The following is a 15329-nucleotide window of genomic DNA, read 5'->3' as shown; positions in this document are numbered from 1 at the left end:
ATTGATTTATGCATAAAACAATGTTGGCTGCTGCTATCTTATGTGCTGCAGTTGTGAATGGCCAAACCAAATTTACGATTAATGCGAAGATCGCCGCTGGAAATCCGGTGACACGTGCAGTTTTAGAATATGATAATGGCAAGGTTTTCAAAAGTGATACAGTGAGTATTAAGCTTGGGAAGTTCTCCTTTAGTGATGTCGTTCCGCGGCCGCCACTATTACAGATTACCTTAATTGGCCCTGAATCTTCCAGGTTAGATCGAGACACTGCCGAAAACGACGATCAGGGATCTAAGAATATCGCTCTGTTCTACCCGGAGGGAGAAATGAATGTATCATTTGATTCCGTTGGTATTGCAACAGTAACGGGAGGAGGAAAGGAAAATAAGGCCCATGATGCCTTCCTAGAAATGCTAAAGGAAAACCAGAAGCTGGGGGATCAGGCATTACCTTTTGAACAGATAATCACAGCATTCATTAAGAAATATCCGGATGCTTATATGAGTTTTGATCTGATTGAAACGTTTGCTGGTGCCATTCAACCCTCCATCTTCGAACCGATGCTCACATCATTGAGTGCGCGACTTCGTAATACAGATAAAGCAAAAAAATGGAAAATTGCTTTAGATAGGGCAAAAAAGTTTGATGTTGGACAGCCATCAATCGATTTTGCCCTTAAAGATGTGGAGGGAACGCCTGTTTCGCTTTCTTCCTTTAGAGGACACTATGTACTGCTCGACTTTTGGGCGAGTTGGTGTGGTCCGTGCCGGGCAGCCAATCCCGAACTGCTTGCTGTTTATAATAAATTCAGAGATAGAAAATTCGAGATACTGGCAGTCTCCCTGGATAACAGAAAAGACGCATGGATAAAAGCAATAGCAGAAGACAAGTTACCGTGGAAACAAGTCCGTGATCTTGAAGGAGCCGCAGGTAGTGTTGCGAAAACTTACAATATTTCTCAAATTCCACAGAACCTGTTGATCGACCCCAATGGGATCATAGTCGGTCGTAATCTGGGAGGAAAGGCGCTGGAGGATAAACTTTCAGATCTACTACTTAAATAACAACAGTTTCTCTCCGGGGCATTATTTACTGCTCTCAATGAACCAAACTTTATAGTATGAAACAAATTACATTATTAATTTGCGGATTTGTCATGGCTATTTCCGCCTATAGCCAGGCTTTTAGCGTTAAAGGAAAGATATCCGGCGCAAATATACCCGTAACATTCGTGCTTGCGTACGCTGGCCAGGAGTTAAAGCAGATGTCCAACGATGGAACATTCAGTTTCAGTGGCACACAGTTTCCGGCAAATGCAACTTTAAAACTGATTCCGTATAATCCGCACCTTACATTGGAGGATACATCCTACTGGAGCTGGGTGAAGCCTTACTCGCATTTGCTGGGTGCAAGAACTTTTTTTCTTGAAGGCAATGTTACTATTAACGGCAAATCGATGAATGACGCAACTGTCAATGGAATGAATCAGAAATTGTATGAAACATTCAGACTCAAAGAAGAGGCGCTTACAAAATCTTTGGATTCAATTAGTTCATTGGGTAAAGCTACGGATGAACCTGAAGAAGATGAAAATGATGGACCGGAGCAGCCTGGAAGCGTTCCTTCCGAAGCCACGCAGAAATTATTTGCAAAACTAAGTGCTCTCAGACTCGGCTTTGTTAAAAAATATCCGGATAGTTATTTTAGTCTTAACCTGGCTGATGAGACGAGTTCTTCCGGGGACGTTGCAACGTTTAACAAAATGCTTGATGCATTAAGTGAAAGGATGCGGAAGACCGAGCGGTTTGCCAGTCTCAAAGTGATGGCAAAGGGATTTAACATGAACAAACTGGGAAACGTGGCAAAAGCATTTGAGTTGAATACTGCAACAGGTACGCCTGTGTCATTAACATCTTACAAAGGGAAATACGTTCTGATAGATTTTTGGGCAAGTTGGTGTGCCCCATGCAGAGCAGAAAATCCTAACGTAGTAAAAGCATATAACGAATTCAAGGATAAAAATTTTGACATATTAAGTATATCGCTGGATGCGAAGCGGGAGGAATGGCTGAAGGCGGTGAAGGAGGATCAATTGCCATGGACGCAGGTGATTGACAAAAAAGGTGCTGGTTCAGTAGCATTGGCATACGCGGTGACTGGTATCCCTGATAACGTTTTGTTGGATCCCAATGGCGTTATTATTGGTAAAGGGCTTCGTGGCGCTGCATTGCAGGCGGCTTTGTCGAAAGTATTGAAATAATAGTACTTATGTTTCAGCCGGCGGGATAATGGGAATCGTATATCCTGAACTCCTGTCTTCTGATCAATGAGAATAGCACCGTTGATGATAGAATTGCTGTTCTCCTTCACAGGTGCTACCAGGGTAATAGTAAAAATTTAATCCTAATCGGAGAGTAATGAGAAAAATAATCTTGCTTTTGTTGATTTGTAATTCAGCATGGGCGCAACAGACAACGCAAAAAGAATATAGCTTTGAGGATTTCAGTTTGAAAGTAGGCGTGGAAGAGCAGGAAAAATATTATAATGATATGCTTCAGCATCTATCCCCAGCCAAGGCCACTGATTCGGCTACAAACGATTATCGCGGCGAACTTGCGTTTAGTTGGTTGGCTAAAGGGAATATAGAACGCTACAAATATTACAAGTCCGGTAACCCGAAATTTACGGCCCGTCAGTTCCTTTATCTCTGTAACGCCCTTGAACATCTGTTTGATGATAAAAAACAATATGCAGCTGTTGAACAGATTACAAGTGATATTTTGAATGACATCGAAAAGCATATTCTTGTAGATCCTATTGGTAGAACAGGAGTTTTGATGGAGCTGAATGCAGCGGCAAATGCCAGGTTAGGAAATGTTAATCTGGCAAAAGAAATGATCATGAGACCGTCTGTGGCCAAAGATAATTCCCGGGAATTAAAGTATTTCAGGGACTCAAAATCTAATTATCTCAACCGGTATGCTATTGTGATGTCGGCTGCCGGACAGGATCAGGTCGCATTTGACATATTGACAAAGGCGTTCAAAGAGGCTGATTCAAATCCTAATATGGTTGCGACATTCCGGGAGGTATATACAAAGTTGAAAGGTGCTGATAATGGTTTTGAGGCATATATTAAATCTCTGCAGGATGAAGCATACCGGAAGTATTTCAAGGAGGTAGAGAAAATGTATATTGCATCTGCCAAAACGATGCTTGAAGGATCTCTGCCTGATCCAAACCGTAGTGGTAAAATGGTGACCTTCTTCCGTGCTAAAAAGCCAGTTAAAGATTTGTCGATGTTGAATCTGGATAATAATGCGGTTAATTTGGGCGATTATAAAGGGAAGATTTTGGTGTTAGACTTCTGGACGACACTGTGTACGCCTTGCGTAGCTGCATTTAGAGGATTCGAGCGCGTTGTTGCTGATTATAAGAAAGATTCGCTGCAATTGTTTGTTGTGAATTTATTTGAAGACCAGGCTACCGTGAAGTCTTATGTAGCGAAAAAAGGCATATCCCTGGATGTTTTGCGGGATGAAGACAACGTAGCATACGATGTTCAGGGAACTCCTACCAAAATTGTTTTTGACCCAATGGGTAATATCAGGTTCTACGGTGTCGGATACGCAGGTTCAACAGATAGGGAATATTATAAGCTGAAGTCTATGGTTGAAATCATCAAAGCGCGTGCAGTAATTGCGGCTAATGCGAGGAAGTAAGGCGCAATTGTCACCGTGAGAGTGCCGGATAAAGGAGTCCGGTGACTATTGACACATTGCCATAGACAGAAAATATCAAACATGTACATATGAAGCAAATGATTCTTTTAATATTGTTCAATACACTGACACTTTTGGGATTTGCACAAGATAATCATCCTGTTTCTTGGAAATGTTACAGTGAGAAGATCGCTCCTTTCACCTATAAAGTTCAGTTGCACGCTACTATAGAAGAACCATATCATATCTATCCTCAACAATCTTCCGGCGGTGGCCTGGGTATGCCCACTCAGATCAGGTTTACTGAAAACGCGCATTTAGAATTTGTCGGTGCAATAGAAGAGAAAAGTGATGAGGCTGGTGGAGGAAAAAGCGCCGCGCATTATGCGATAGGCGTAACCTTCTCACAGGTAGTGAGACTTAAGGATGACAGTCCTACCAAATTGTTCTGTACGATTAAATACATGGCCTGTAACGACCAGATGTGTCTTCCTCCATCAATAAGAAAATTCACAGTTGAGCTGAATGGTCAGGCAGGAGGAAATGCTGAAAGCCGTATATCGGAAGCTGCTTTAAAAGACGGGAATGTTTCTTTTGTCTATGAAGATTTCACGATGGCCAATACTGAAGGTAATTCAATCTTATCAAGGGATATTACTATGAAAAGCAAATATACCTTCATTGATTTTTGGGCAAGCTGGTGTGCGCCTTGCAGGGCGCAGGGGCGCGGACTTATCCCGTTGTATAATAAATATAAGTCAAGAGGATTGGATGTTATCGGCGTTTCACTTGATACAGATAGTACCGCCTGGAAAAAAGCTGTAAAGGCCGATGGATATAGCTGGGCTAACCTTAGTGATTTGAAGGGATTTGATTCCGATATAGTTAAGAAGTATAATATTACGGCGATTCCCTGGAATTTTCTGATTGACGATAAGGGTAATATCATTGCAATGGGGCTTCATGGTGAAGAGTTGGAAGCAAAATTATCCGAACTGTTTAAATGATAAGTGAACCACTAACCATTAAATAAAATAGTGTCATACTTGCAGAAGTGTAGTATGGCACTATATTTCAGCTATTGGAACATAGTGAAGACTAATTGCTTTTATAATTTCCACAAACTACTTAATTTTTTAAGTGCTCCCCAAAGTCCGGAAGGATTTTTATGAAATGGCCGGCCGTGGTCTCGCTCCGGCTATTATTTAATCTGAATACACCGCTGTACACTATTTTTATGGATAGAAATACGATTATTTTATGGCTTCTATTTCTTTTGGGAGGCATCACCGAAAATGGATTTGGTCAATTAAATCACAAAGCTAATCCAGTTGAAAAACTGATTAGTGACGTGATAGACAGCTCATTTAATGCTTGTGTATATATTATTGAGTATGATACCTTATCACGTAAAAAAGGAGAAGGAATGGGTTTTAGTGGTGTTGTAGTATCCAAAGATGGACATATTCTTACTGTATCTCATGCCGTCGAACCTCATCAGGTCTACCTGGTTACGTTTCCTGATGGAGACAGTTGTATTGCTTCCGGGCTTGGCCGGATCGGCATCCAAAAAAAAGGACAGGATTTTGATATGGCAATGATTAAAATTCTGCACACTGGAAAATGGCGATACGCGAAAATGGGACGCAGTGCAGATTTGGTCCCAGGACAGCCTGTTGTAAGTATATCGTACCCTGGCTCATTTTACAAGCCGTTACCAAACATCCGCTTGGGTAAAATAAATCATGTTGGTGGTCCAGGTGGCTATATTGAATCCACTTGCAAAATGGAGCCCGGTGATTCAGGCGGACCTCTATTCGATGCTGAAGGCCGTGTGGTCGGACTGCATAGTTGGATTAAAGCTAACGAAAATGAGAATTTTGATGTGCCGATAGACGCATATTTAAAATATTGGTCCGCACTTAGTGTTGCGAAGGACTATGCCTCGTTACCGGTGGCTGATATGTTGCCTTCCATAATGCCCCGTAATAATGGGGATTCCGGCTATATCTCTGTAATCGGTAAGACTAATGCAGCGTCCAATAGAAGTGTAGTACAGATCATAAGCGGCACAGGTGATAAAGGCTCGTTCATTAAGGGTGCTGTCATAAAATTTGGCGGCAAGATTTACATTGTTAGCAAAAGCTCTATGGTAAGGCAGAATCCGAAGCTTTTATATAGAAGTGGAAATATACCCGCTACAATTCTTATAAGGGATAGGGAAAACGACCTGATTCTTTTAACAGCTCGTGTAGATGATAAAGATGCTGTTGATATAGACGCTGCTGCCTCTAATGGGAAGAGTACCTCACTTGGGAGATTACTATTTACACCAGTCAATCATACGAGAACTAAAGTCGGTATATCGAGTAGTTCTTTTATTTCAATGGAACCAAATTACAGTATAGGATTTTTCGGGGCCGATGCAACTTACATAGACCGGAAAGTTACTATAACCAGCATTAGAACGGGTAGTGCGGCGTGTGGTTTTCTTAGAATCAAAGATCAGGTAATCAGTATCAATGATGTGAGCATTGACAAACCGGAATATTATGGACGTGAGTTAGCTAGATGTTATGCCAGTGAAAGTATTCAGGTATCGGTTAGGCGGAATGGTAAGCTGTTACAACTAAAGTTTCCGCTGCCGGCATATCCAACTGGTAAACATGTTTCTTACGATTTTCCTGGAGGAACGAGTATGCGTTCTGATGGTTTTGCAAAGGTGCTTATACAAGATGCCGCTATAAGAGCCGATGAATGTGGCACTCCTGTTTTTAATATTGCTAATGAATTTGTCGGGATTAATATAGCCCGGCATAGCAGAACGTCTACAGTAATCATGCCCGTTGATGTAATTGGAGGTTTTATTGTTAATTCATCGAAAGGCCAACATACTGTTAACAAGTAAACTTTAAATTAAGTTGGCAAATAGGATAACAGGTACCATTCACTGGTCCAAGCTGGAAAGGATTTGCCGTATGGCTGGGAGTATCGCCGGGGTAATGCATCGTGCCTTTATTTCTCATTCTTGGTGTGTTTACCCGCCTTTCAGGAATAATGGTGGCCCTGGTCATGCTTTTTGCGCTTATCCTCGCACATGGCGGCTCTGCGTTCACCATCGGTGAAACCGGAGCTCTCGAAGGAGAGCTGACAATGCTGTTTATGCTCTCAGGTATAACCTTGTTTTTTACTGGCGGGGGAAGGTATGTTCTGCTGAGACCTAAAAATATTGTTCCGCAAGGAAAGTTTTTAGTTTCTTCGCTCAGAAAAATTAATGATCAAGTGACCTGGATGACTTACGAACGCCGTTTATCCAGGTAGAAATCAGAAGAAGTAGCAACATTAATACCTGGCCGATGAATGACGCTATATGAAATTTAATATCAAATGCCATGGAATTTTTTAGAACCGAAAGACTCATTATCCGCAGATTCAAACCCGGCGATGCCGCGGCATTGTTTGACTATTTTGCTGCTCCAAGAGTAAACTGTTTTGTGCAGGAGAGGCTATCGACCATCGAAGACGCGCTGGCCGATGTTCGCAAAAAAAGCAAGGATGGTTCACAGTTTGCCGTCTGTCTGCAGGAAAATGATTCCCTGATAGGAAATCTTTTTGCAATGAAAGAAGAGGATACTTACAACGTTGGATGGAATTTTAATAGCAAGTTTGAAGGAAATGGATATGCCAGTGAAGCAGCAAGGGGATTGTTTAGCTATCTTTTTAAGGTGAAAAATGCAAGAAGGATATATTGCTATGTGGAGGAGGACAACATGCGTTCCCAGAAGCTTTGTCGGCGACTGGGAATGCGTCAGGAAGGTCTGTTTCTTGAATTTATTTCCTTTGTTAATAACCAGGATGGCACGCCCAGGTTTGAAAATACACTTCAATTTGCAATCTTAAAAAAAGAGTGGGACACCCTGGGATAAATTCAACCGGCAGGAGAAGAAAAGAGTGCTTCTGAGGAGTGTATTTAGCGCTCTTATCGAATTCCTTCAGTCTTAATTTTTAAGCATGTCAATAACATTCTTTCTATAGAATTTTCCGATTGGCAGTATAGTACCGTCTTTAAGGGAAAGTTCACCACCAGAAATTTTTGAAATTTCCCGGAGCGCTACCAAATAGGACTTATGTACCCTGATGAAAAGTTTGGGGTTCAGTTTGCTTTCAACCTCCTGGGTGGTGATTTGACTGAGAAGCATTTTTTCACGGGTGTAAAATTTGACATAGTTACCGTAACTCTGCGTATAAAGAATGGAATCGAAAGATAGTTTCACGATGTCATTCTCCACTTTTAAAACGATATGATCAGGCTCTTCCATAGGCTGATCTATATTCCTTTTTCCTGCGCTTAGGCGATTGATTACCTTGTCAATAGCAGAAAGAAAGCTTTTGAAGTCAAAGGGTTTTACCAGATAGTCAACAACATCATATTTGTAGGACTCTAATGCATGTTCTTTATAGGCAGTAGTAAGAATAACGAATGGTTTGTTTGACATCGCTTCCAGCATTTCCATGCCAGTTAGGCCAGGCATATTGATGTCAAGAAACAGAATATCTATTTTATGATGGTACAAATATTCCATGGCCTCAACAGCAGTAAAGAAGGCCCCGTTAAGTTTGAGATGCTTCAGTTGTCCTATAAAATGTTTCAGAACACGGTGTGCTCCTTCTTCATCGTCAATGATGATACAATTAAGTAAGGTCATATTATTTGTTTTTCAAGGGTCAGTATAAGTGTGGTCTGGTAACTGAGCTCCGATTGCTTTTCATTTAAGCTAAAGCCGCTTTTATAGATATAAGACAACCGTTGTTTAAGATTATTCAGGCCAATCTTTGTTGAAGGTTTTAGAAGATTTTTATCAGCCAGGGAATTTTCGATAGTCATATGCAGCTTGTCATTTTGGAGTTCAATGTGGATATGCACAAACCAAAGTTTGAGATTCTGACTATGTTTAAAGCTATTTTCAACCAGAACGATCAGCAGCAGCGGTGATATCTGGTACATTCTCATTTCTTCATCTGAAGGTTTGCATACAAATTGGATATCACATCTTTCACCGATCCGCTCTCTTTCCAAATCAATATAATTCCGGATAAACATCATCTCCTCGGGAAGGGAAATCTTGGAAACGTTGCCATTTTCAATCTGATAACGCATTAGTTTAGATAACTTCACGATAAGATCCGGCGTTCGCCCTGGATCTGTTAAACTCACCCCGTATAGATTATTAAGCATATTGAAAAAGAAGTGGGGATTGAGCTGGGAGTGCAGAGATTTCAGACGCATTTCATTCAGTAAGTTCTGATCGAGGTTACGGCGTTGTAATTCCATGGCGTAACTCTGCATTAAAGAGAGGGCCATGATGGTAACAGTACTGATGATGCAGATCACAAAATGGTACAAAAAGTTTAATGCCAGCTCATTAGGGTCCAAAAAATCAGGCTGGATCCAAAGAAAGTCTGCAAGGTATAGCAAAGATGCTCCCAAAAAAATGACGATTAAAGAATAGAGCGCATAGATGAAATATTTCTTCAATAAATAATATCTGAAAATATAAAACCGGTGAAGTTGGGCTTGCACATAGAGAATAACAAAAAAAACAAAACCTTTTAGAAAGTTTTCAAAAGAATTGATAAACATCCATTCATGGAGCATGGTCAGCACATACATTGCGCAAAATATCATAATCTCCTGGACCCACATTTTACGCATGCCAATTGTGATTTTATTCATTTGTATTTTAATTATAATTAATTAAATTATAATATGTAGTGTATTAGTTGGATGCTGCAAAATTGTCAAATCAAAATTAAAGCGGAAAGTTAAAATGACCAACGACTTTTAACCCTTAATTCAGCTATTTCATCCGTTTTCTTTTCTGAGCTGCTTTACTTGGCCTTGTTTTGTACCATTAAATTTTTACGGATGAAGGAATTATTAAAAAGAATACGGCAGCAGGTTGTTCTCTTCGCAATTACATTGATTTCGATGAATACCTTTGCTCAGACAACAGAAAAACAGGTGGAAGTAAAAGGAAGCGTGGTGAGTGGAACGGAAAATGTTTTGTTGGTGGGCAGTACAGTCATAGTGAAGGATGCTAATGGTAAAGTGGTGAATTCTATGATCACCGGTAACGATGGGTCATTTAAATTCAAGATAAAGCCATCGGTTTCTATAAGCATTGGAATTAATTATATTGGCTTTAATGAATATCAGTCGGGTATTATAGAAGTGAAGACGGACGACTTGGATTTGGGCAGACTGTACCTGGAAGAAAAAAGGACCCTCCTTCAAGGGGTAACCGTATCGGCAAGCAGAAAGAAGCCACTGATTCAAAGTGCGAAGGACCGGATCATTTACAATGCAGCTTCGGATATTAGTAACAAATCAGGGAATGCGGCTGATGTCCTGCGTAAAGCGCCGATGCTGACCGTAGGAGCCAGTGGAGAGCTGAAATTGCGTGGCAGCTCAAATATTAAGGTGCTTATTAACGGAATACCTTCACGTATAATGGCCAAAAACCTTAAGGAGGCATTAAAAATGATTCCTGCAAGCTCCATCGTTTCTGTAGAGGTAATGACCAACCCCTCTTCCAAATATGAGGCAGAAGGTGCGGCCGGAGTGGTCAATATAATTACTAAGAAAAAGCTGAAAGGTACCAGCGGAGCATTAGATCTCACCGGCGGAAATCTGGAGCATACAGGGAATCTTTCCCTGAATATGAGTGCTGGAAAATTCAATTTTACAGCCATGGGGAATTATAGTGAGGAACGTGAGAAAACTGGTTACACCCTCGACAGGATTAATCTCCATAATGGGCAACAGCTAGGTACTCTTTTACAGGAATCAGATATGAGGCAAACCACTAAAGGTGGTTCTGCCAATTTATCGGCACAGTATAAAATCGACTCATCACAAACCCTGGAAGGAAGTTTTTCCTATTGGAATGGGGTTTGGCCACAAAATGGAGGGCTATTTAACAGGTATAGCAACGCAAACCAGGTTCAGGAGTATCGGCAAAAAATTCAGCAAAGAGGGAAATTCAATTTCACTGAATGGGTCTTGAATTACCAGAAAAAATTCAAAAAGAAGGGGCAAGAACTACAGATTATTGGTCAGACATCTTTTTCGTCGGATGTTTCTAATTATATCACAGAGCAGTATAAGTCAGACGGCAATTTGGCCTTTCGCGAGCTGGGACCCAATAAAAGTAAGGAGAAGGAATGGAGTCTTCAGGCCGACTATTCCCATCCCTTCGGCCAGGCAGGGAAAACGACACTGGAAACCGGGGCTAAGTATTTGGTAAATAATTCTAACAGCACATACGAAGTTATAAATAGTTCTTTGCCTGTAGATCCTTCCCGTTCGGGAACGATGAGTTACAGACAGAATGTCTTTTCGGCTTATGCCACTTTGAATTTTGAACTTGGAAACGACTGGACTTTACGTCCAGGGGTCCGTTTCGAAAATACAGATATTAATGCATCATTTCAGAATAATTCCCCTTACTCCCGAAGGTTTTCTAATTTAATTCCCAACTTATTGGTGGTAAAGAAATTTGGAGAGCAGCAGGAAATAAAGCTGGACTATAACGAAAGGATACGACGCCCATGGATCATGGATCTAAACCCCTATAGCAATGCCGGAGATCCACTTAATATTACGCAAGGTAATCCATATCTGAAGCCTGAACTTACCAGGAAGCTGGAGCTTTCACATACTTATACGGGCGAAAAGGGAATGTTATTGATCAGCAGTCTTTACTACAGCGCTAATAAAAATGCAGTCGAACAGATCTCCAGGGTTGATCCAAAGGGAATATCGTATACCATGCCCGATAATATTGGTGAAAGTACGAGGATGGGGCTGAATTTAAATACTGTTTTTAATCCTTTGGAAAAATGGACTCTAAATGCGGGTGCTGAGCTGTTCCATTTAAAGTTTCGCAGTAAGTCTCTTGGGCTAGAAAACAATGGAACATTTTTCAATACGAGTATCAGCAATACCATTACCTTGACAAAGCAACTTCAGTTTAGTGCTTCTGCAGATTATGGAAATGGTTTTATCACCCTGCAGGGCAAAAATTCAGCTAATTACTCCTATCGGTTTGCAATAAAGAAAGACTTTATGAACGATAAAGCAAGCCTTACCCTGACAGCAATCAATCCATTCCAGAATCATTTCCGGGAAACGGTGTACGCTTTTGCTCCTACTTTTCAAAGCACCCAGATCAACAGATTCTATAATAGGGCTGCGACGTTAACGTTTAGCTGGCGGTTTGGTGGCCTGCGTGCAGCAAAGGGAGAAAATCATTTTTCCGATCAGTCGGACGACAAATCTCCGAGAAGGAGAAGAAGATAATGAATAGGATATTACATTCCTGGGATCAGAATTAAATAACATCCCGCGTTTCTTCTATTAAATGAACTATAGAAAAAAGCCTTTATGTGAAACGGTATCGTATTACAATGGTAGTATTTTTTATCTTATCTGCCGGGATTGTTCTAGGTCAAAATAGGATAAAATACTATGATGTTCTTTATAAGAATAAGGTTGTAGGAAGTACTGTGATCAGAAAAGCATGATGGAGTTCTCAGCAGATATCGATCTTTTTATTTAAAAAGTATCCATTATTGGAAAAGAAGAAGCTCGTTTTGAGAACAGTGTTTTGAAATCAGGGTCTGTGTTTAGAAAGGTCAATTAAAAAATACAAACTGACAATTGGATAAGACGTTCGGGCAATAATTATATTGTTTGCAATGGAGAAAGATCGAGTCAACTATCAATAGAGGAAGTGGAAGGCAATATGTTGAGCGTTTTTTTCAGTGAACCGTAGTGATACTTTCGACCGCCCCAACTGGAATGCTTTAGAGGAGTTTCTCCAAAAACGTAGAGATCTGGTCCAATATCTGGTTGTCTTAGAGTTAGACCGCTTCAGCAGGGAGCTGACCAAGGCATTACAGAAGATCGACGAACTATATCAGAAGTACAAAATCCGTGTGGTCAAGGTGAGCGAGCCAATATCACAGGATAGCTCTTCGCCCAGTAGTTTTCTAATGCGTGGAATAAAACTGCTCATTGCGAATCATGAATTAAACCTTATTCGAAGCCGGACTGCTCAGGCTATGCTGCAAGCTAAGTAATCAGGAAGGTTTACAGGGTTACCAGTATTGGAAATTGTACCTAAGGAAGCCGAAATAATCAGGTTTATTTTTCAGCAGTATATAGCTGGCGTTCCGTTTCCCTGATCTTTGAGGAGGCCAGGAGTCAGGGATTCAATCGATCAGGCAATAATAGTATCTAGCATGTCCTGGGTAATTCTTTGTATGCGGGATTTATTAAGATTGCGAAAAGTGCCAGTCAACCGGAAAGACTTGTGAATGGGCTACATCAACCAATTATATTTAATACAGTTGAGGATTTATTGAAGAGAAGGTATAAGCCAATTGCTAGTAAACTTAAGCAGGTTATTCCTTTACGTGGTATGTTAAGATGTCCGTGTGGTGCTGCTATCCCTGGGAGTTATTCTGGTGGCCGCAGCAGAAGGAAATACCTGTATTATTTCTGTGGAAAGGAGCGCTCACATAGCTTCCCAGGGGAAACATTACATCTAATGTTTGATAAAATTCTGAAACAGCTTTCTTTCACACCAGCGGACTCTGATCTGGTTCGGGATAAAGCTGTAATCTGGTTACAGGAATACAGGAAACAACAAAGCACAGAGATAAAAAACTGCGTTGATCAGATAAAGGCAATAAATCAAAAAATTCGCTACCTACAAGTTGCTCTATTAAATGGCGTGATTTCAACTAGTGTATACAATCGCACACATGCCGATTGCAGCCTGCATAAGGCACATTGGGAGGCTGTAGCAAGTATCCTGATGAAAGAACAATTGCCAGTACTGAATATCCTCAATAGGGTGGGAGAGATGTTGATGCATTTGAATGAGGTTTTTACGACATGTGGAGAGGTGGAAAAATTTAAACTAATGAAATTGATTTTTCCGGAGGCACTTGAGTTTGACGGTCCTGCGCAAAAAAGCTCGGATTGTGGCTTCGATAAGGAGGTATCACTGGAAAGCCTAAACGATGAATTGGTCGTTAGTCATTCATGCCATTGTTGTGATAAAAAAGTTGAAAACACCGTAAAGGTGGATTGGACGGACTTTTCACAGATTAAAGTTGAAGACAGAATGAAGTATTGTTATTCATTTGCAGGGCAAAATTTATTCTTTCTCAGTTTATTTCGGCTGGCAGAGGATTTGAGCCAGATGGGAGTTGAACACGTAAGTGGCTAAAAATGAAAATAATGTGTAAAAAATGAGAAGAAAACTCGAAAAGTTGGAGAATGAAAAAACCGCCATAAGATACTGTCTTTCAAGTATTTATGACGGTTTTATGTACCCCAGATGGGAGTTGAACCCACACTCGCATTGCTGCGAACGGGATTTTAAGTCCCGCGTGTCTACCAATTCCACCACCAGGGTCCGTGTTGAATTGAATTCAGAGCGGAAGACCGGGCTCGAACCGGCCACCCCGACCTTGGCAAGGTCGTGCTCTACCAAATGAGCTACTTCCGCTTTTCTAAAGAACTTTCCAACGATTATTGCAGTGGCTTTTTTTCGTTGGGATTGCAAAGATAGGAATCTTTTTGAAGTTGCAAAATTTTTCTCTCGCTGAATTAAAATATTTTATGAATTCTGTTTTTTTTACCTGTGTTTATGGATTCAGATCATAGTCATATTTCACCATACCTAGCAACTCCTTTCCTTTGCCATAGCACGTTTCCTTCAAAGGTAACCCATTTGGCTGATATTCGTATTGCCAGATGGTATAGGTCGACGTTTGGGCGTTCACGGTAGTCATCTTCAACAACTGACCCTGGTCATTATACTCGAAAATATAATCAGGAAGCATCCGTTTCTTGGAAGGCTGATAACGGTATACATCCGTTAACCGCCCCGCTTTATCGTAGTTATAAAACGTCCGCTTCGCCGGCGTACCGCGACGCTGCTCCAGCTCTTCTATCACATGACCACTACTGTCGGTTTTGAAAGATATCAATGCAGAATCCCCACCATTGCCCTTTTTCTGTATCATCTGCTGTAAACGCCCCAGGCTGTCGTAACTATAGCTGCGGGTTTCATCAAAACGCATCTTGCTATCCCTGGCAGTAGAAGTGCTGCTGACATATTGTAAATGCCCGTCGCCCGTGTAACGGTACAGCGTAACGGTGATGCTGGCGGCGGAACTGTCTACTGTTTTCGTCAGCTGCCCCTTGGCGGTAAACGACGATACGGTGGCAGAATAACCGGTAGAAATCGACTGCGTCTGGGAACGCATCTGGTGATAGGTAGGACTCAAACTACGCTCACAGCGGAAGTCCTTGTCCATTTCCATATTGGCATCCAGGGTCTGCACTTTCTGCACTTTTACCTTATTGGCCTTCAATAACGCCATGGTGGCTGTTGTTTGATCGGTATTGTAAATATCCTGGAAGTAATATTGGCTAAACCCCCTGCCTGCAATGGCCAGCATTCCCAATGCCAGTAGTATCGTTTTCTTCATGAACGTAAAAATCGCTGATTTTTAATTGTGACAAAA

13 protein-coding genes and 2 tRNA genes are annotated in these 15329 nt (G+C 41.2%); 10 read left to right on the top strand and 5 right to left on the bottom strand.

What is annotated here, in order from left to right:
• Positions 1 to 8: 8 nt before the first annotated feature.
• From HGH90_RS27400 to HGH90_RS27370, 7 genes are all read left to right on the top strand, one after another.
• Entirely contained in the window at positions 9 to 1064 is a 1056-nt protein-coding gene (locus HGH90_RS27400) for a TlpA disulfide reductase family protein (protein WP_169192360.1), read from the top strand.
• A 56-nt stretch (positions 1065 to 1120) separates the two neighbouring features.
• Positions 1121 to 2260, top strand: coding sequence for a TlpA family protein disulfide reductase (locus HGH90_RS27395; RefSeq protein WP_169192359.1), 1140 nt, complete (start codon positions 1121 to 1123; stop codon positions 2258 to 2260).
• 157 nt (positions 2261 to 2417) lie between these two features.
• Complete coding sequence (locus HGH90_RS27390; RefSeq protein ID WP_169192358.1) at positions 2418 to 3722, top strand: TlpA family protein disulfide reductase; 1305 nt, start codon at positions 2418 to 2420, stop codon at positions 3720 to 3722.
• Between the two features lie 89 nt (positions 3723 to 3811).
• Positions 3812 to 4729 carry a TlpA family protein disulfide reductase gene (locus HGH90_RS27385; RefSeq protein WP_169192357.1) on the top strand — a complete coding sequence of 306 codons (918 nt, stop codon included), beginning with the start codon at positions 3812 to 3814 and terminating at the stop codon, positions 4727 to 4729.
• A 230-nt stretch (positions 4730 to 4959) separates the two neighbouring features.
• Positions 4960 to 6630 carry a serine protease gene (locus tag HGH90_RS27380; protein WP_169192356.1) on the top strand — a complete coding sequence of 557 codons (1671 nt, stop codon included), beginning with the start codon at positions 4960 to 4962 and terminating at the stop codon, positions 6628 to 6630.
• Positions 6631 to 6731: 101 nt separating this feature from the next.
• Entirely contained in the window at positions 6732 to 7043 is a 312-nt protein-coding gene (locus HGH90_RS27375; protein ID WP_169192355.1) for a DoxX family protein, read from the top strand.
• 71 nt (positions 7044 to 7114) lie between these two features.
• A complete protein-coding gene (locus tag HGH90_RS27370; RefSeq protein WP_169192354.1) occupies positions 7115 to 7648 on the top strand; it encodes a GNAT family N-acetyltransferase in 534 nt (177 codons plus the stop codon).
• A gap of 72 nt (positions 7649 to 7720) precedes the next feature.
• On the opposite strand, the gene HGH90_RS27365 is transcribed toward HGH90_RS27370, so the two are convergent.
• Together HGH90_RS27365 and HGH90_RS27360 are read right to left on the bottom strand one after the other, a co-directional pair.
• The gene (locus tag HGH90_RS27365; RefSeq protein WP_169192353.1) at positions 7721 to 8428 is read right to left on the bottom strand and encodes a LytR/AlgR family response regulator transcription factor; all 708 of its coding nucleotides are present in this window, start codon (positions 8426 to 8428) and stop codon (positions 7721 to 7723) included.
• Positions 8425 to 9456, bottom strand: coding sequence for a sensor histidine kinase (locus tag HGH90_RS27360; protein WP_169192352.1), 1032 nt, complete (start codon positions 9454 to 9456; stop codon positions 8425 to 8427). Before HGH90_RS27360 ends, HGH90_RS27365 begins: the two co-directional genes overlap by 4 nt.
• A 192-nt stretch (positions 9457 to 9648) precedes the next feature.
• On the opposite strand from HGH90_RS27360, the gene HGH90_RS27355 reads away from it, so the two are divergent.
• The 3 genes from HGH90_RS27355 to HGH90_RS27345 all read left to right on the top strand — a co-directional run bounded on the left by HGH90_RS27355 (position 9649) and on the right by HGH90_RS27345 (position 14023).
• A complete protein-coding gene (locus tag HGH90_RS27355; RefSeq protein ID WP_211172693.1) occupies positions 9649 to 12084 on the top strand; it encodes a TonB-dependent receptor domain-containing protein in 2436 nt (811 codons plus the stop codon).
• A gap of 464 nt (positions 12085 to 12548) precedes the next feature.
• On the top strand, positions 12549 to 12866 hold the full coding sequence (locus HGH90_RS32320; protein WP_169192351.1) for a recombinase family protein: 318 nt from the start codon (positions 12549 to 12551) through the stop codon (positions 12864 to 12866).
• A gap of 470 nt (positions 12867 to 13336) precedes the next feature.
• On the top strand, positions 13337 to 14023 hold the full coding sequence (locus HGH90_RS27345) for a hypothetical protein (protein ID WP_169192350.1): 687 nt from the start codon (positions 13337 to 13339) through the stop codon (positions 14021 to 14023).
• 103 nt (positions 14024 to 14126) lie between these two features.
• Here the strand turns inward: HGH90_RS27345 and HGH90_RS27340 are convergent.
• The 3 genes from HGH90_RS27340 to HGH90_RS27330 form a co-directional block, all read right to left on the bottom strand.
• A tRNA-Leu gene (locus HGH90_RS27340) sits at positions 14127 to 14212 on the bottom strand.
• Positions 14213 to 14232: 20 nt separating this feature from the next.
• A tRNA-Gly gene (locus HGH90_RS27335) sits at positions 14233 to 14305 on the bottom strand.
• A gap of 139 nt (positions 14306 to 14444) precedes the next feature.
• Positions 14445 to 15293, bottom strand: coding sequence for a hypothetical protein (locus HGH90_RS27330; RefSeq protein ID WP_168767220.1), 849 nt, complete (start codon positions 15291 to 15293; stop codon positions 14445 to 14447).
• Positions 15294 to 15329 lie beyond the last annotated feature (36 nt).

Origin of the sequence: Chitinophaga sp. Ak27, from assembly GCF_012726295.1 — a bacterium.
Taxonomy (GTDB): Bacteria; Bacteroidota; Bacteroidia; order Chitinophagales; family Chitinophagaceae; genus Chitinophaga.
The sequence above is the reverse complement of the archived record's forward strand: the minus strand, read 5'-3'. Positions and strand labels throughout refer to the sequence as shown.

Bases quoted from the DNA above. Each gene is read 5' to 3' on its own strand.
- HGH90_RS27400 (WP_169192360.1), top strand. From the start codon at position 9: ATGCATAAAACAATGTTGGCTGCTGCTATCTTATGTGCTGCAGTTGTG.
- HGH90_RS27395 (WP_169192359.1), top strand. From the start codon at position 1,121: ATGAAACAAATTACATTATTAATTTGCGGATTTGTCATGGCTATTTCC.
- HGH90_RS27390 (WP_169192358.1), top strand. From the start codon at position 2,418: ATGAGAAAAATAATCTTGCTTTTGTTGATTTGTAATTCAGCATGGGCG.
- HGH90_RS27385 (WP_169192357.1), top strand. From the start codon at position 3,812: ATGAAGCAAATGATTCTTTTAATATTGTTCAATACACTGACACTTTTG.
- HGH90_RS27380 (WP_169192356.1), top strand. From the start codon at position 4,960: ATGGATAGAAATACGATTATTTTATGGCTTCTATTTCTTTTGGGAGGC.
- HGH90_RS27370 (WP_169192354.1), top strand. From the start codon at position 7,115: ATGGAATTTTTTAGAACCGAAAGACTCATTATCCGCAGATTCAAACCC.
- HGH90_RS27365 (WP_169192353.1), bottom strand. From the start codon at position 8,428: ATGACCTTACTTAATTGTATCATCATTGACGATGAAGAAGGAGCACAC.
- HGH90_RS27360 (WP_169192352.1), bottom strand. From the start codon at position 9,456: ATGAATAAAATCACAATTGGCATGCGTAAAATGTGGGTCCAGGAGATT.
- HGH90_RS27355 (WP_211172693.1), top strand. From the start codon at position 9,649: ATGAAGGAATTATTAAAAAGAATACGGCAGCAGGTTGTTCTCTTCGCA.
- HGH90_RS27345 (WP_169192350.1), top strand. From the start codon at position 13,337: ATGTTTGATAAAATTCTGAAACAGCTTTCTTTCACACCAGCGGACTCT.
- HGH90_RS27330 (WP_168767220.1), bottom strand. From the start codon at position 15,293: ATGAAGAAAACGATACTACTGGCATTGGGAATGCTGGCCATTGCAGGC.